Source organism: Gordonia amicalis, from assembly GCF_022059885.1.
Classification (GTDB): domain Bacteria; phylum Actinomycetota; class Actinomycetes; order Mycobacteriales; family Mycobacteriaceae; genus Gordonia; species Gordonia amicalis.
Genome location: NZ_CP091855.1, coordinates 3,881,613 through 3,896,985, shown reverse-complemented (window position 1 = coordinate 3,896,985; position 15,373 = coordinate 3,881,613). Strand labels below are relative to the sequence as shown.

Sequence of the window (15,373 nt, the reverse complement as noted above, 5' to 3'; positions counted from 1 at the left end):
ACGCATGCGCGATTATCACCGCGCACGCCCTGGTCACTCCTCTAGACCACAGACGATCGTGAGCGGAATCCAGGAACAAGACCCTCGCGACGTACCGGGCGACATCCTCGCCGAATGGGACGTCCAGTTCCACGCCGCCACCCGTGCCGATCCGAATGAGGTCATCGGTGATGTCCTCGCGTGCCGGGTCCTCCGCCGAGCACGACACTCACGGACGACGGTTCTCGATCCCGACTCGCACCCGGTGATCCTGCTCGCCGACGATGTACCCAGAGACCATGCCGGAGACGTCTGGGAGAAAGTCATGAGGACTGTCCAGGGGGGCGGAACCCTGTCAGATGTCCTGTTCGAAAACCAGAGACGGGAACCCTGATGTCTACACGCCTCGATCTACCTCCCATCGCCCGCCGGCTCAACGAGCGACTACTCGCGTCCAAGCAGGCTTACCGAACCGATGACGACACCGCCGCCATGGTCGGTGACCTGCGTTCGCTGATCGTCGATGCGGTGACCGAACTGGAGAATGACGTGATCATCAACAACAACCGATCTCACAGTGCCGCAACGCAATCGATCGGCCTTGCGACCCCCTCCACCTCGGAAGCCGGAACCACCTGGCGGGCCGGGATCGAAGAAGGGCTGGAGTCATGACCGTCATCATCGGGCTCATCCTTCTCGTCGCCGCGGTGATCGCGACGGCGGCGGGCTTCTTCGCCAACAACGGCGCCGCAAACGAACTGCCTTCGGACAGCTTCGCCGTTTTCGGTTACCACGTGACCGGAACGACTGGCGCCCTCTTACTACACGGCGTCGCCTTGGGTGCTCTCGCCATGCTCGGACTGGCGTTGATCCTGGCCGGGGCGCGACGGTCCTCGCGCCGCGGACATGCGGCACGACGCGACCTCCAACGATCGGAACGGCGTGTCGCGGCCGCGGGCCAGGAGGGGGTCGCGGACCACACGAGGGGCGCCGTCGCCGCAACGTCGTCGAACGGGTCGCGTCACGGGCCGCGAACTTGGCGCCATCCGTTGGGTAGCAGGGCATGAACGCGCCGACCGCGCACCCGCCGCGCCAGTAGCGGTTGCGGCTCAAGCCGGCCGATTCGGTCCGGGGATCGGTCGACGGCGCGTGGTGGCCGCGGACACGCGACCTGGTGACCGAGCTCCCGGACATCGCCCAGGCGATGGACTTCCGGTTGCCCCACCTCGAACGCGTGGGTTATCAGATCGCCGACTGGGATGTCCCAGCCGGCAGAAAGATCCCGGCCTGGGACACCCATGAGACGCCATCACCGATCGGCTGATCGGGCGGAGGCGTGAGGTGAGCCGATGGGGCGAGGCCGATCGCTTGTTCCTCAGCCCTGCGCGTCGAACTCGCGTGCCCGCAGCGAACGCGCCACGCCGTCACGGCCTTCGGAGATCAGCCGCTTGAGGGCGGGCGGATGATCACCGGCCAGGAACTCCTCCGCGAGATCGAGGGCCCGCTGGCTCATCGCCCAGCTCGGGTACAGGCCGATGACGACGGTCTGGGCGACCTCGCTCGAGCGTCGGGCCCACACCTGCGGGACCGCCTCGAAGTACTTCTCGACATACGGCTCGAGCAGCTCTCCCTGGCCCGGACGCGCGAAACCCTCGATCATGGTGCGGGTGTAGATGTTCGACAGCGAGTCGTCGTCGATCGCCTGCAACCATGCGTCGGCCTTGGCCTCGGGAAGAGGGCGCGCCGCGCGTGCCGCAGCGGCCTGCCTGGTGCCGGTGGCGGTGTTGTCGCGCTGAGCCTCGGCGTCGATGATCGGCGCCGAACCGGCTTCGGGGTCGATCGCGCCAGCGGTCGCCAACGCGCGCACCAGTTTCCAGCGGAGGTCGGTGTCCACGGCCAGCCCGTCGAGACCGTGTTCGGCCGGGTCCGCCCCGGCTAGGAGGGCACCTGCCACGTCGGTCTGGTCGTCGTTGAGCTTGCCGGCCAGCCAGGTGTTGACGAAGGCGAGCTGATGGTCGGATCCGGCATCGGCACCCCGGGCCAGTTCCAGCAGGCGGGCGCTGAACGCGGGCCGGCCGGTCGTGGCCGCCCAGTCGGGATCGGCGTAGGACTCGATGGCGGTGGTCGCCTGCATCAGAACACGCTGCACCACGCCGATCTCGGTCTCGGAAGCGATACCGCGCTGCACGAGTTCGACGAAGTCGCGGGCACGCATCTCGGCCTGTCGGGTCATCTCCCAGGCCGCCGACCACACCAGGGTGCGCGGCATCGAGTCGGTGATGTCGCCGATGCGGGCGGTCGCGGTGGCCAGCGACTCGGGATCGAGCCGGATCGAGGCGTAGGTGAGGTCACCGTCGTTGAGCAGCACCAGATCTCCGCGGTTCACGCCGATCAGGCCGGGCACGTCGGTGCGCTCGCCGTCGACGTCGAGTTCGACGCTGTGGGTCTGTTCGATCGCACCCGAACCGTTGTCGGCGTAGACGCCCACGCGCAACCGGTGCACGCGGGTCTCGCCCGCGCCCGGGGCGGCGCCGTCCTGGACGATGGTGAACCGGGTAAACGCCCCGGACCCGTCGACCTCGAAGTCGGGACGCATGACGTTGATGCCCGTGGTGCGCAGCCACTGGTCGCCCCAGTCCGACAGGTCGCGACCGGACGAGCGCTCCAGTGCGCCCAGCAGATCCGAGAAGGTTGCGTTGCCGAACTTGTGGGCGGCGAAGTAGTCGCGCAGGCCGGCGAGGAAGTCCTCCACGCCGACGTAGGCGACGAGCTGCTTGAGCACCGAGGCGCCCTTGGCGTAGGTGATGCCGTCGAAGTTGACCTCGACGGCGGCGATGTCGGGGATGTCGGCGGCGACCGGGTGGGTCGAGGGCAGCTGATCCTGCCGGTAGGCCCACGACTTCTCGACGTTCGCGAACGTCGTCCAGGCGTTGGTGTACTCGGTGGCCTCCGACTGGCAGAGCACCGAGGCGAAGGTGGCGAAGGATTCGTTGAGCCACAGGTCATCCCACCACTGCATGGTGACCAGGTCGCCGAACCACATGTGCGCCATCTCGTGCAGTACGGTCTCGGCGCGACGTTCGTAGAGGTACTTGGTGACGCGTGACCGGAAGACGTAGTCCTCCAGGAAGGTCACCGCGCCGGCATTCTCCATCGCGCCCGCGTTGAACTCGGGTACGAAGAGCTGGTCGTACTTCCCGAAGGCGTAGGGGATGCCGAAGTTCTTGTGGTAGAAGGCGAATCCCTGCTTGGTCTCGGTGAACAACCGGTCGGCGTCCATGTGCTCGGCGAGCGAGGCACGGCAGTAGATGCCCAGCGGGATGTCGCCGTGGTCGTCGGAGTAGACGTCGGTCCACTCGGCGTACGGTCCGGCGATCAGCGCGACGAGGTAGGTGCTCATCGGTGCGGTCTCGCGGAAGCGATGGATTCCCGGTTCGGCGGCGACGGTCTCCACATGTGCGGCGTTGGAGATGACCTTCCAGTCCTCCGGGGCCGTGACCGTGAGCGTGTAGGTCGCCTTCAGGTCGGGCTGGTCGAAACAGGCGAACATGCGCTTGGCGTCGGCGGTTTCGAACTGGGAGTACAGGTACACCGAGTCGTCGGACTGATCGACGAAGCGGTGCAGTCCCTCACCGGTGTTGGAGTAGGCGCAGTCGGCGACCACGGTGAGGGTGTTCTCCGCGGCCAGGCCGGGCAGCACGATGCCGACGGATTCGTCGAAGTCGGAGACGTCGAGCTCGACGCCGTTGAGGGTCGCCGAGTGCAGCGTGGATGCGACGAGGTCGATGAAGGTCTCGGCGCCCTCGGTCGCGGTGAACGTGACCGTGGAGGTGGAACGGAACGTCTCGGTGCCGGGCGCACCCATCCCGTCGGTGAGGTCGAGTTCGATCCGGTAATTCGACACGTCGACGATCGCGGCGCGTTCGCGGGCCTGGTCTCTGGTGAGGTTCGGAGCAGTCACATCGGCCAGCTTATCGAGACCGACGGTGCTCAGCCGTTCGACAGCAGACCGACAGGCTGCAGGATCGTCTTCGACAGCGTGGCGAGGTCGTCGGTGATCCCGGGCCGCGCGCGTAGATCCGGGGCCTGGACGATGTCGCCGGCCACTCCGATGAACGCCCGGGTGAGGGCTGCGGCGTCGGCCTCGGACAGTTCCGGCGTCCGGGCACGGATCGCGGCGACCCATTCGGCGATGTACGCGCGCTGGGCCGAACGCAACGCATCCTGGTCCGCCTCGGGGAGGTAGACGATGTCGCGGGTCAAGACGGGGATGGTCCGCCCGTGGACACCGAGTGCCTGCTCGACGTGGATCGAGATCAGCACGTCGAGGGCGTCCCCGGGATCGACGCCGGTGAGGGCGTGGGTCGTCAGGTAGAGCATGCCCTCGACTCCCCGGACCAGGACGGCCCGCAGGATCTCGGTCTTGCCCGGGACCTGCTGGTAGAAGGTGGCGACGGAGATGTCGGCCGCCCGCGCGATGTCGTCGATCCGGACGTCGTGGAAACCACGCTCGGCGAACAGATCCGTCGCCGCGTCGAGGATGCGTTCGTGCCGGCCGGCCGGACGCCGCGTGATCGGAACCGCCGGAGTGGCGTCCGGTTTCGTCTCGGGCAGTGAGCAGTCGACGATCGAACGCGCGACGGCGCGCTGGATCTGCATCACATGTACAGGGGCCATCGTCCCGCGGATGACGGAGGTGTTGGAGTACAGGCTCAGGACGGCGAAACCGAGTAGCCGTCCGTCGTCGAACGACAGATCCGGCCGCGCGGCGGCGACCTTGTCGGCGATGTAGTCGCTGAACCTCGTGAAGTAGCTCCGCATCTGCTCGAGCTGGGTGGGGTGGAGGTGGCGTTGCTCCCGGCGCCAGAGGATGGACACGTCGTGGTTGGCAGTCAGATCGCCGAGGCGATCGAGAAAGCGCCACAGTTGGGGCTCGGGTGCGCCGGCATACTCGTCGGCCTCGCGCACGAGTTCATCCATCAGGTCGACCTGGGTGAGCAGCGCCTGCACGAGGATGTCGTGTTTGCCGGGGAAGTGGCGGTACACCGCGGGTCCGGTCAGACCGACGGCGGCACCGATCTGTTCGATGCTGACATTGCGGTACCCAGCGTCCTGGAAGAGGACCGTCGCAGCCCGGATGATCTGTTCCGCCCGCGGACCCCGGGGACTGGAATGCCCGCTCGCCGGCCCGGGACCGGAGTCCGGATCGAGCGGCGGCGGCGACATGGACGTTTCCTCTCCGAGAACGATGGCAAAATCGTCCCCCGAGAAAACCGTAACCGGATTCGTCGCGAATTTTCGCCGCACACATCACAAACGGGGAACAGCCGGGCCCGTATGGATGTTGAGCCGGGTTGGCGGTGCCGCCGGTACGGTCCAGATCGACCACAACTTCTGAGAGGACGCCGAGGATGTCAGAGCAGACGATGTCAGAGCAGGCCCAGTCCACCACCGATCGTGTCGATTTCTGGTTCGACCCGCTCTGTCCGTGGTGCTGGATCACTTCCCGGTGGATTCTCGAGGCCGAGAAGGTCCGGCCGATCGACGTGAACTTCCACATCATGAGCCTTGCGGTTCTCAACGAGGGCAAGGACATCCCCGAGGAGTATCGCGAGGCGCTCAAGGGTGCGTGGCGCCCGGTCCGCGTCATCGCGGCCGCCGCGGCACACAAGGGCGACGAGATCCTCGCCCCGCTCTACACCGCGATGGGCACACGAATCCACAACCAGGGGATCAAGGACTTCGACGAGGTCATCGCAGGCGCGCTCGCCGAGCTCGGACTCGACGCCTCGCTGGCGCAGGCCGCCGACTCCGAGGAGTTCGACGACGCCATCCGCAAGAGCCACCACGAGGGCATGGACAAGGTCGGCGACGACGTCGGCACACCGACGATCCACGTGAACGGCGTCGCCTTCTTCGGCCCGGTGCTCTCCCGCATCCCACGTGGAGAGGACGCCGGCAAGGTGTGGGACGGTGCGCTCGCACTCGCCTCCTACCCGCACTTCTACGAAATCAAGCGCAGCCGCACCGAGGGTCCCGAGTTCGACTGACACACGACAGCCCAACCGACTGACAACCGATTGGGCCCGGTTGGCGCAAAACTGGAACCGGGGTGGCGGGAGGGTATGAGCACCCGGTCCCGCCACCCCAGAGTTTCTTCTGGCGCCGGTCCTCAGGCCTTGGCGGCCTCGGCGTAGATCGGCAGGAGCACTGCGGCCGCGTCGACCATCATCTTGGGATCGACCAGCAGGTGCTGGGTGGCCACGTGCATGTCACGGACGTAGCGACCGAGCTCGCTGGTGCGTCCGATGCTGCGGCTGCCGCCCCAGCGGTGCGCGAAGGCCACGACCTGGTCGGTGACCTCGTGAATCCACGCGAGCATTTGGCTGCCCCGCGCGAGGTCTTCCGGCGTGACCGAGCCGCCGACGAACTCGTTGGACAGCTTGTACATGATGTCCGAGCGGGTCGGGGTGCCCCCGAAGGTCGGGATCGTGTACTCGGCCGGAACGAAGTTCTCCGAGATGGAGTAGTCGTGGCTACCGGTTCCGGCGAGGCCCCAGACGTCCCAGTTGTACTTCAGGTCGACCTGGTCCTTGGGCATCATCGCGACGCGTGCCTGCGGCTGGCCGTTCTCGCCGAGGATCGGGTTGCCGTCGGCGTCGGCGACGAAGAAGCCGGCACCCATCCAGTTGGCGTGATCGGAACCGCTGGCGAAGGAGAAGTCGCCGTTGATGATGTACCCGCCGTCGACCTGGACACCGGGATGCCGCGGCAGGAGCTGACCGGCCATGATGAAACCGCCCGGCTGCGCCAGCAGCTTCTCGATGACGGTCGGCTCGAGGTAGCCGAGCACCTCTGCGGTGGCCCAGGACGACGCCATGTACGCCCATGCGGTCGAGGCGTCGGCCTTGGCCATCTCCTCGTAGAGATGCATGCCCTGGCTCGGGCTCAGGCCGCCTCCGCCGAGATCGGTGGGCACGAGCGCCATGTGGAGCTGCTTGTCCTCGAAGGCCTGGGCGACCGCGGGGGTGAGCTTGCGCTCGCGCTCCATCGTCTCGGCCTCGGCGCGGATCAGCGGGGTGATCTCGCGAACCCGTGCGAGGTAGTCGGCCGCGTTCGCCTCGGAAGTCTCGCCGGTGGTGGTTTCCCGGCTCAGGGTCTGGGTCATGACAATGCCTTTCGGAAGTGGGGGGTCGAGGTGGGGGTCACTCGTTGGCGCCGGCGGTCATCTGACCGAAACGCACCATGTCGGCGACGAACGGCTGGTGGGCGAGCAGGCCGCCGTCGACGCGGATCGCCTCGCCGTTGATCCCGCGCGAGTCGTCCGACGCCAGGAACAGGTACGCCTTGGCCAGCTCGGTGGGGCCGTTGAGGTCCGGGTTGGGGGTGTGGCTGATGTAGATGTCCTTGATCACCTGCGGGAGCTGTTGTGCCGGAGGAGTTGTCGTGGTTCCCGGCAGGATCGCGTTGCAGCGCACGCCCTCCTTGCCGTACTGGGTGGCGGTGAACTTGGTCAGCGCGATCAGTGCGGCCTTGCTCGCGCCGTAACCGGTGAGGCTGCTGTCGCCGGCCATGGCGTGCGTGGACGAGGTGTTGATGACCGAGCCGCCGTTCTTGCGCAGGTGCGGCAGGGCGTGCTTGGTCATCAGCATCGCGGCCCGAACGTTGACGGCCATGACGTTGTCCCACGCCTCGATGGTCATGTTCGCCACGTCGACGTCGTCACCGGGAAAGATGCCCGCGTTGTTGACGACGACGTCGATCGTCCCGAAGGTCGAGACGGTCTGGGCGATCAGGGCCTCGATCTCGGACTCGTTGCGGAGGTCGAGTCCGTAAGGGAGAACGGTGTTCTCGCCGAACTTGTCGTTGAGGATCTTCGCGAGTGCCTCGGCGCCCGCGACGTTGATGTCGGCGACGACGACCTTCGCACCCTCGGCGGCGAGCTCGGTGGCGGTGGCACCTCCGATGTTCAGACCGCCCGCGTCGACATACGTCGCGCCGGTGACGATCGCGACCTTCCCCTGCACACGTCCCATGGTGATTCTCCTTCGGATGGTTGTTCTCTGTGGTGGCGGTCCGGCCCGGTGTCCGGGTCCGGAGGTCCGGTTTTCAGTGGTCCGGCGTCACAGGTCGATGACCAGACGGTCTCCGACACAGCGTGATACGCAGATGAGCATGAACTCGTTGGTGGCCCGCTCCTCGAGGGTGAGGATCGAGTCACGGTGATCGGGGATGCCGTCGAGGACATCGACCTCGCACCGTCCGCACATGCCCTGGTGGCAGGAGGACAGGGCGTCGATCCCGTTGGACTCCAGGGTGCCGAGGATGCTCTCGCCGGGTTTGATGGTGAAGCTCTTGCCCTGCCTGGCGAGTACCACCTCGAACTCGTGGTCGTCTGCCGACGATGCGTTGCCGCCGGCGAACCGTTCGGTGTGCAGCGACGCGACGACACCGTCCTTGTGAAGACGCTCGATCGCCTCCAGCAATCCCGCGGGCCCGCAGCAGTAGACGGCGGTGCCGTCCGCGAGGCCGGTGAGCTCACGCTCGAGATCGATCGGTCCGTCGCCGTCGTCGGTGTAGATCGCGACCTTCGGGCCGTACACCTCGAGCTCGTCGCGGAACGCCATGGTCTCGGCGCTCCGGCCGCCGTAGACCAGTCGCCAGGGGACCCCGCGCCGCTGTGCATCGGCGATCATCGGCAGGATCGGTGTGATCCCGATCCCGCCCGCGACGAAGACGAACGCCGGCGCATCGACGAGCTCGAAATTGTTGCGCGGCAACCCGACCCGTAGTTCGTTGCCGGTGTGGACGTCGGTGTGGATGTACTCCGAGCCGCCGCGGCCGCGGCCGATGGCCTCCCGGAGCACCGCGATGCGCCACGAGTGGTTGTCTTCGGGGTCGCCGCACAGCGAGTACTGACGCACGGCTCCCGACGGAAGGATGACGTCGACATGGGCGCCCGGCTGCCACGCGGGCAGCGGAGCCCCGTCGGCGGACTGCAGGGTCAGTGCCTTGATGTCCTTGGCGACGGTGATGGACTGTGCCACGACGACGTCGAGGTCGTCGGCGAGGTCCTCACCGAGACGGGTTCCGCCCGTGCGGGTTCCATCCGCCCGTGTCACATCATGCCTTTCGTCGAAATCCGTTGTCTTCTCAGGTGATCAGCGCGACCGGTGGCGCGGTGATCAGGCTCGATCCCAGGTGACCGGCACCGAGTGGGCACCTCGGATCCGCGCGTCGCCCTTGATCTGGACCTGATCGGCGGGAACCGCCAGGCGCAGCGTCGGGATGCGCTCGAGGAGCGTCGTGAAGACGACGTCGAGCTCGAGGCGGGCCAGCGGCGCGCCGAGGCAGGTGTGGATTCCGTGACCGAAGGTCAGGTGCCGGCTGGCGTCGCGGTGGATGTCGAAACGGTCCGGGTCCTCGAAGACCGCGGGGTCGCGGTTGCCGGCCTCGGTGGAGACCATCACCAGCGAACCGGCGGGAACGGTCTGTCCTTCGATCTCGATGTCCTCGGTCGCCATCCGCGGGAGGTTGCTGATGATGTCGAGGTGACGCAGCAGTTCCTCGATGGCCTGCGGCATCAGGGACGGGTCCTCGCGCAGTGCAGCCAGCTGGTCAGGGTGTTCGAGCAGCGCGAAGGTGCCCAGGCCGATCATGTTCGCGGTGGTCTCGTGGCCGGCCATGAGCAGCAGGCTCGCCATGCCGACGACGTCGGGCACGGAGACGGCGCCGGACTCGATGTGCTTGGTGAGCAGGCTCAACAGGTCGTCACCGGGCTCGGTCATCTTGATGGTGACGAGCTCACCGAGGTAGCCCATGACGGCACCGATCGCGGCGGCGATGTCCTCGGGGGTGCTGCCGCTGGCGAGGACCGCGCGGGTCTGCTCCTGGAAGAAGTCGTGCTTGTCGTAGGGGACGCCGAGCAGCTCACAGATGACCAGTGACGGCAGCGGAAGAGCAAGGGATTCCACCAGATCGACCGGTTCGGTCGAGGTGAGCATCTCGTCGATGAGCTCGTTGGCGATCCGCTCGACGTTCTCGCGCATGGCCTTCATGCGGCGGGGGGTGAACTCGCGGGCCAGGACCCGGCGGAGATCGTCGTGCTCCGGCGGGTCCATGGCGACGAAGAAGCCCGGCACTGCCGCTTCGCCGGCATCGCCGCGCGAGGCGTCGTCGATGCCGCGCACGCTCATGCGGGGGTCGCCCAGAACCGAGCGGACGTTGTTGTAGCCGGTGACGAGAGTGGCAGGGGTGCCGTTGAAGTCGACCTTGCGGAGGCGATCATCGGAGAAGTCCTGGTACTCCTCGGCGAGGCTGAACGGACACTTCTTGCGGCCGAACGGGTACGAGGGGAGTTCGCCGGATTCGTCGGGGGCGTACACGGTCTCGGGCTGAGTCGTCATGAGTTCTCCTGAATCGGGATGGGGACGTCGTCGTATCGACGGAGGTCCGTGAGAGGACCTGGAACTGACTGCAGTCGACTCACGGGGGAGTAGCTCACCCTCGTGATCTGCTGTGCGATGGGTCACACGTTGTGTTAACGGTCATATCGTCGCATGCTCGACGTGGATCGTCAATGAGTTTGGGCCATCTTGATTGCTGAGATTTGCGGCGCCGGTGTGTCGCACGGTCGGTACGGAAGCAGAAAAATGCGTCTGAACTTGGTTAACGGAAGTTTGTGCACGTTGCGGACGGGGCGATTCGGGCTGTCACGACCCGGCCCCGTGGACCGCCGGAGACGTTTGGAGAGGCGCTGAAGTTAGTAACAATTGTGAAAGTGTGCGGGGATGGGTGCCGCGGCCGTGCGGCCGGAGCCGGGAGCGCGGGCGAGTCGACCAGGTACGACGAAATGCCCGTCACACCCACCTCGGTGCCGTGGCCGGCCTGCCGGCCGTCGTGGAGGACGCCGCGAGTGGGGACGGGCGAAGCAACCCGACCCTTCGACGAGGTGCGAGTGCAGCAGGGGTTGGCCGTGCCGGTTCTCTCGGATCAGGGTGGGGCGGAACGGGTCCGGATGCGGCCGCCGTCAGACGGCGGCGCGGGTGAGGTGACCGAGGAGGTCGGGATAACACTTCAGATGTGCGCCACCGTTGAGATCGAGGGTGACGCCGGTGAGCCACGATGCGCCGGCCACATAAACCGCGGCCTCGGCGATGTCCTCCGGCGTGCCGGGGCGGCCGAGGGGCGTGTTGTCGAGGTAATCCTCTTCGAGTCCGGGGACGGACATGGAGGGGTTGGTCAGCGGTGTGTGGACGAGTCCCGGAGCGATTGCGTTGACACGGATTCCGCGCTCGGCGAGCTCGAGCGCGGCGATCTCGGTGAGCATCCCGAGGCCGGCCTTCGCGGAGCCGTACGCGGCCATCCCGGTGGCTGGCTGCCGCGCGTTCAGCGACGACAGCGAGATGATCGACCCGCCCTCGTCGAGGACCCGCCCGGCGTGCTTGATGACGAGGAAGGCGCCGTTCAGGCAGACGTCGACGACACGACGGAAGCGCTCGGCGTCGAGGTCGGTGACGGCGCCCGCCGCGGTGATGCCGGCGCTGTTCACCACTATGTCGAGACGTCCGTGGGATTCGCGCGCGGTCTCGAGGAGCGCGGCGACCGAGGCCTCGTCGGTGACGTTCACCGCGGCGGCATCATGAAGAGGTCCGAGATCGGAGGCGACCTCTTGCGCCAGAGCGGAATTGCGGTCGGCGACGGTGACGCTGACGCCGATCGAGGCGAACGCGCGGGCGATCGCGGCGCCGATTCCCGACGCTCCGCCGATGACAACCGCGTGGCGTCCGTCGCTCCGGTGGCGTCCTTCGTCGAGTGACATCTGTCAGTACCCTTCTATGTCTGTGTCCTGCTCATGAATCGATGAGTTCGGTCGGTAGTGCGATGGCATGCGCGAGGGCGACGAGCTCGTCGCCGATTCCCGGTCGTGCACGGAGATCCGGTGCCTGGGTGACATCGGTCAGGACGCCGATGACGGCGTGGGCCAGGGCTCTGGCCTCCGGTCCCGAGAGATTTCCCGAGAGCGTCCGGATGGCATCCACCCATTCGGCGACGTACTCGCGCTGCGTCTCGCGGAGAGAGACCTGCTCGTCCTCGGAGAGGTAGAGCAGGTCGCGTGTCAGGATGTGCATGATCCGTCCGTGGATGCCGAGTGCCTGCCGGACGTACACGCGGATGAGTGCGTCGAGTGCCTCGTGTGCATTCCCCGCCATCGCCAGTGCATCGGCCGAGACGTACAGCAGGCCTTCGGCTCCGCGCTCGAGGATGGCGCGAAGGACCTGTGCCTTGCCCGACACGTGCTGGTACAGGGTGGCCACCGACATCTCCGCGGCCCGGGCGATGTCGTCGATGCGGACATCGTAGAAGCCGCGCTCGTCGAACAACTGCGTCGAGACCTCGATGATCCTCTCCCGCCGCCCGGCCGGTCGCCAGGGGACCGGTTTCCGCTCCGGCTGCGCGTCCGGAGCGGGCTCGGGCAACGGGCAGGAGATGATCGCGTGGAAGACCGCCTTCTGCAATTGGATCAGTCTGTCCGGCTGGAGATTTCCGCGGATCGTCGACGTATTGGAGAACACCGTCAGGACCGCGAAACCGAGTAGCTCGGCGCGATCGGGGGTGACGGTGGGATCCGCGGCGACGATCTTGCCGGCGATGTAGTCGCGGAATCCGCGGAAGTAGTCGACCATCTCGTGTTGCTCGGCGACCTCCAGATGGCGTTGCTCGCGGCGCCACAGCGTCGACTCGTCGCCGTTGGCGGTGATGTCGGCGAGTCCGTCCAGGAACAGCTCGAGTTGCTGTGCGGGGGTCTCCCCGGTGGTGTCGGCGTGCAACGTCAACTGCTCCACCAGGTCGACCTGATCGCGCAGTGCGCGTACGAGGATTCCGTACTTGCCCTTGAAATGGCGGTACACCGCAGGCCCGGTCAACCCGACCGCGGCACCGATCTGGTCGATGCTCACGTTCTGGTATCCGGTCTCCTGGAAGAGGAACGCCGCGGCCCGGACGATCTGTTCGGACCGCTGCTGACCACGCGTGGTGGTGGGAACGGGGATCGTCCCTCCTCTGTTCGGCCGTGAGGTCACGGTTGCTCTGTCTGTTCCGTCATGCGGGCTCGCCATGTGTCAAGTCTCGCATCCGGAGGTACGGGCCGGGCACAACGAGGTCTAACAATCGGCCCTCACAGTGCGACGACCGCGGTGCCCTTGAGCGTCGTCGTCCCATCGGCGAGTTCGACCTCGAGGTCGAGCCGGGCACGTTCCTGGCCGTCGACGACCTCGGTGTCCCGGATCTCGGCGCGCAGGACCGGCTCGGCGTGGACCGGGGTGATCGCGGTGAACCTGGTGGTCAGCTCCAGAATCCGGGACTGCGGGATCCAGTCGGTGAGGAGCCGGCCGAGGTAGGCCATCGAGAGCATCCCGTGTGCGAACACATCGTCCATCCCCGATGCCTTCGCGGAGTCGATGTCGATGTGGATCGGGTTGTGGTCCCCAGAGGCGCCCGCGAACAGCGCGAGAGTGGTCCGGGTGATGGCACCCGGCCGCAGCTCGCTGATCGACGAGGGAACACTTGTCGGTGCGTTCATGAGGGACTCCCGGGATTCTTGATGACGCTGACGCTTTCGAGCTCCGCGACGACGTCGTCGCCGCGCGACACCGTCGTGCGACGCACCAGGAAGTCCAGTGCGCCACCGGCCTTGGAGTAGGCATCGACGTAGGCGGTCTCGAAGCGCACCCGGTCGCCGGCATGCACCGGCGCGAAGTACCGGAAACGCTGCTCGCCGTGGAGAACGTTGCCCAGGTCGACGCCGTGCGCGGCGAGATCGCCGAAGACGTCGGAATTCTCGAGTTCGAGGCCGAAGAGGAAGGTCGGCGGTGCGAGGACGTCCGGATGGCCGGCGGCGATCGCCGCCTCGCGGTCGGAGTAGATCGGGTTCGTCTCGCCGATCGCGTGTGCGAACTGCCGGATACGTCCGCGCTCCACGTCGACGGTGGCAACGGGAGGGGTCAGATCGAGGATGGCGTGGTCGAGTCCCATCACGACACCTTCTCGTACATGGTGACCACGCAGGCGCCGCCGAGTCCGAGATTGTGCTGCAACGCGATTCGGGCGTCGGTGACCTGGCGGTCGCCGGCCTGGCCGCGCAGCTGCCAGACCAGTTCGGCGCACTGTGCCAGACCGGTGGCGCCGAGCGGATGTCCCTTGGACAGCAGACCGCCGGAGGGGTTGGTCACCACACGTCCGCCGTAGGTGTTGTCGCCGTCGAGGATGAACTTCTCGGCCGTGCCCTCGGGGGTGAGGCCCAGCCCCTCGTAGGTGATGACCTCGTTGGTGCTGAAGCAGTCGTGCAGTTCGACCACGGGGATGTCGGTGGGCTCGACGCCGGACTGCTCGTAGACCTCCGCGGCGGCCTTGGCCGTCATGTCGTAGCCGGCGACACGCATCATGTCGGTGGTGTCGTAGGTGCCGGGCAGATCGGTGACCAGCGACTGGGCGCGGATACGAATGGTGGAGTCGATGCCGCGCGCACGTGCGAACTCTTCGCTGCACACGATCGCGGCGGCGGCGCCGTTGGTCGGCGGGCAGCACATGAGGAGGGTGAGCGGGCCCCAGATCTGCTTGGAGTTCATCACCGTGTCGAGATCGATGGGGTCACGGAACACCGCGTGCGGGTTGCGGCCGGCGTGCGTGCGGGCCTTCACCGACACCCGGCCGAAGATCTCGTTGGTGACGCCGTAACGGGACATGTACTCCACGCCCGCCCCACCGAACATCTTTGCGGCCATCGGAGCAGGCTGGTCACCGTTCGGGCGGGAGGCGGCGATGTTCTCCCCGCGTTCGGTGGGACTGGGCCGGTCGCCGTAACCGTTGACGAGGGCGCCGGGCTGCATCTGTTCGAAACCGAGGGCCAGCACGCAGTCGGCCTGACCGGAGGCGACTGCCTGCCGTGCGAGCCAGAGCGCCGAGGAACCCGTCGAACAGTTGTTGTTGACGTTCACGACCGGGATGCCGGTCATGCCGACCTCGTAGAGGGCGTTCTGGCCCGACGTCGAGTCGCCGTACACGTAGCCGACGTAGGCCTGCTGCACGTCGGAGTAGTCCAGGCCGGCGTCGGCCAAGGCCGATCTGGTTGCCGCAGCACCCATCTCGTTGTACGTGCCGCTCTTGCCGGGCTTGGTGAACGGGACCATCCCGACACCGCTGATGCAGACGTTTGCCATGGGCGTTCGTCCTTCCTGTGTGAGACTCAGAAGAGTGTGATGTGGAGCCTACTATAACGACGACTAACAAACGAGCGGATATCGCGACTAAAACTGGGGACTGACTCCAGATTTGCTTGTAGTTAGTATTCACCACGATTGTGACTCACGTCGCAGCAAGTCATGTAGGGCGGTGT

Annotated in this window: 16 protein-coding genes; 5 read left to right on the top strand and 11 right to left on the bottom strand. The window is 66.7% G+C overall.

Features of this window, described 5'->3' with window-relative positions; all coding sequences use genetic code 11:
* Positions 1–58: 58 nt before the first annotated feature.
* The 4 genes from IHQ52_RS17880 to IHQ52_RS17865 are packed head-to-tail and all read left to right on the top strand — an operon-like array spanning position 59 to position 1,303.
* On the top strand, positions 59–373 hold the full coding sequence (locus tag IHQ52_RS17880) for a hypothetical protein (RefSeq protein WP_238063699.1): 315 nt from the start codon (positions 59–61) through the stop codon (positions 371–373).
* Positions 373–651 (top strand): hypothetical protein, encoded by a 279-nt coding sequence (locus tag IHQ52_RS17875; protein WP_006437166.1) that lies wholly within the window; start codon positions 373–375, stop codon positions 649–651. The genes IHQ52_RS17880 and IHQ52_RS17875 overlap by 1 nt, the downstream gene beginning before the upstream one ends.
* Positions 648–1,046 carry a hypothetical protein gene (locus IHQ52_RS17870; protein ID WP_238063697.1) on the top strand — a complete coding sequence of 133 codons (399 nt, stop codon included), beginning with the start codon at positions 648–650 and terminating at the stop codon, positions 1,044–1,046. Before IHQ52_RS17875 ends, IHQ52_RS17870 begins: the two co-directional genes overlap by 4 nt.
* Positions 1,047–1,081: 35 nt before the next feature.
* Positions 1,082–1,303: a DUF5994 family protein gene (locus tag IHQ52_RS17865; RefSeq protein ID WP_006437168.1), complete on the top strand. Its 222-nt coding sequence runs from the start codon at positions 1,082–1,084 to the stop codon at positions 1,301–1,303.
* Between the two features lie 51 nt (positions 1,304–1,354).
* Here the strand turns inward: IHQ52_RS17865 and pepN are convergent, their stop codons facing one another.
* Both pepN and IHQ52_RS17855 read right to left on the bottom strand, forming a co-directional pair.
* Positions 1,355–3,940, bottom strand: a complete 2,586-nt coding sequence (gene pepN / locus IHQ52_RS17860; protein ID WP_006437169.1) for an aminopeptidase N — start codon at positions 3,938–3,940, stop codon at positions 1,355–1,357.
* A gap of 29 nt (positions 3,941–3,969) precedes the next feature.
* Positions 3,970–5,205: a TetR/AcrR family transcriptional regulator gene (locus IHQ52_RS17855; RefSeq protein ID WP_006437170.1), complete on the bottom strand. Its 1,236-nt coding sequence runs from the start codon at positions 5,203–5,205 to the stop codon at positions 3,970–3,972.
* 200 nt (positions 5,206–5,405) lie between these two features.
* On the opposite strand from IHQ52_RS17855, the gene IHQ52_RS17850 reads away from it, so the two are divergent.
* Positions 5,406–6,029 carry a DsbA family oxidoreductase gene (locus IHQ52_RS17850; RefSeq protein ID WP_040004844.1) on the top strand — a complete coding sequence of 208 codons (624 nt, stop codon included), beginning with the start codon at positions 5,406–5,408 and terminating at the stop codon, positions 6,027–6,029.
* A gap of 122 nt (positions 6,030–6,151) precedes the next feature.
* On the opposite strand, the gene IHQ52_RS17845 is transcribed toward IHQ52_RS17850, so the two are convergent.
* The 9 genes from IHQ52_RS17845 to IHQ52_RS17805 all read right to left on the bottom strand — a co-directional run bounded on the left by IHQ52_RS17845 (position 6,152) and on the right by IHQ52_RS17805 (position 15,197).
* A complete protein-coding gene (locus IHQ52_RS17845) occupies positions 6,152–7,147 on the bottom strand; it encodes an acyl-CoA dehydrogenase family protein (protein ID WP_006437172.1) in 996 nt (331 codons plus the stop codon).
* A gap of 37 nt (positions 7,148–7,184) precedes the next feature.
* On the bottom strand, positions 7,185–8,015 hold the full coding sequence (locus IHQ52_RS17840; protein WP_006437173.1) for an SDR family NAD(P)-dependent oxidoreductase: 831 nt from the start codon (positions 8,013–8,015) through the stop codon (positions 7,185–7,187).
* 87 nt (positions 8,016–8,102) lie between these two features.
* Positions 8,103–9,101 (bottom strand): PDR/VanB family oxidoreductase, encoded by a 999-nt coding sequence (locus IHQ52_RS17835; protein ID WP_006437174.1) that lies wholly within the window; start codon positions 9,099–9,101, stop codon positions 8,103–8,105.
* Between the two features lie 63 nt (positions 9,102–9,164).
* The gene (locus tag IHQ52_RS17830; protein WP_006437175.1) at positions 9,165–10,385 is read right to left on the bottom strand and encodes a cytochrome P450; all 1,221 of its coding nucleotides are present in this window, start codon (positions 10,383–10,385) and stop codon (positions 9,165–9,167) included.
* A gap of 623 nt (positions 10,386–11,008) precedes the next feature.
* Positions 11,009–11,800: an SDR family NAD(P)-dependent oxidoreductase gene (locus IHQ52_RS17825; RefSeq protein ID WP_006437176.1), complete on the bottom strand. Its 792-nt coding sequence runs from the start codon at positions 11,798–11,800 to the stop codon at positions 11,009–11,011.
* Positions 11,801–11,831: 31 nt separating this feature from the next.
* Complete coding sequence (locus IHQ52_RS17820) at positions 11,832–13,061, bottom strand: TetR/AcrR family transcriptional regulator (RefSeq protein WP_006437177.1); 1,230 nt, start codon at positions 13,059–13,061, stop codon at positions 11,832–11,834.
* Positions 13,062–13,156: 95 nt separating this feature from the next.
* The gene (locus IHQ52_RS17815; protein ID WP_006437178.1) at positions 13,157–13,561 is read right to left on the bottom strand and encodes a MaoC/PaaZ C-terminal domain-containing protein; all 405 of its coding nucleotides are present in this window, start codon (positions 13,559–13,561) and stop codon (positions 13,157–13,159) included.
* Positions 13,558–14,013 carry a MaoC family dehydratase N-terminal domain-containing protein gene (locus IHQ52_RS17810; RefSeq protein ID WP_006437179.1) on the bottom strand — a complete coding sequence of 152 codons (456 nt, stop codon included), beginning with the start codon at positions 14,011–14,013 and terminating at the stop codon, positions 13,558–13,560. Before IHQ52_RS17810 ends, IHQ52_RS17815 begins: the two co-directional genes overlap by 4 nt.
* Positions 14,013–15,197: a lipid-transfer protein gene (locus IHQ52_RS17805; protein ID WP_006437180.1), complete on the bottom strand. Its 1,185-nt coding sequence runs from the start codon at positions 15,195–15,197 to the stop codon at positions 14,013–14,015. The genes IHQ52_RS17810 and IHQ52_RS17805 overlap by 1 nt, the downstream gene beginning before the upstream one ends.
* Positions 15,198–15,373: the final 176 nt, after the last annotated feature.

Excerpts from the sequence above, each read along its gene's own strand:
- IHQ52_RS17875 (WP_006437166.1), top strand. The coding sequence starts at position 373 with ATGTCTACACGCCTCGATCTACCTCCCATCGCCCGCCGGCTCAACGAG.
- IHQ52_RS17870 (WP_238063697.1), top strand. The coding sequence starts at position 648 with ATGACCGTCATCATCGGGCTCATCCTTCTCGTCGCCGCGGTGATCGCG.
- IHQ52_RS17855 (WP_006437170.1), bottom strand. The coding sequence starts at position 5,205 with ATGTCGCCGCCGCCGCTCGATCCGGACTCCGGTCCCGGGCCGGCGAGC.
- IHQ52_RS17850 (WP_040004844.1), top strand. The coding sequence starts at position 5,406 with ATGTCAGAGCAGGCCCAGTCCACCACCGATCGTGTCGATTTCTGGTTC.
- IHQ52_RS17845 (WP_006437172.1), bottom strand. The coding sequence starts at position 7,147 with ATGACCCAGACCCTGAGCCGGGAAACCACCACCGGCGAGACTTCCGAG.
- IHQ52_RS17840 (WP_006437173.1), bottom strand. The coding sequence starts at position 8,015 with ATGGGACGTGTGCAGGGGAAGGTCGCGATCGTCACCGGCGCGACGTAT.
- IHQ52_RS17830 (WP_006437175.1), bottom strand. The coding sequence starts at position 10,385 with ATGACGACTCAGCCCGAGACCGTGTACGCCCCCGACGAATCCGGCGAA.
- IHQ52_RS17825 (WP_006437176.1), bottom strand. The coding sequence starts at position 11,800 with ATGTCACTCGACGAAGGACGCCACCGGAGCGACGGACGCCACGCGGTT.
- IHQ52_RS17815 (WP_006437178.1), bottom strand. The coding sequence starts at position 13,561 with ATGAACGCACCGACAAGTGTTCCCTCGTCGATCAGCGAGCTGCGGCCG.
- IHQ52_RS17810 (WP_006437179.1), bottom strand. The coding sequence starts at position 14,013 with ATGGGACTCGACCACGCCATCCTCGATCTGACCCCTCCCGTTGCCACC.
- IHQ52_RS17805 (WP_006437180.1), bottom strand. The coding sequence starts at position 15,197 with ATGGCAAACGTCTGCATCAGCGGTGTCGGGATGGTCCCGTTCACCAAG.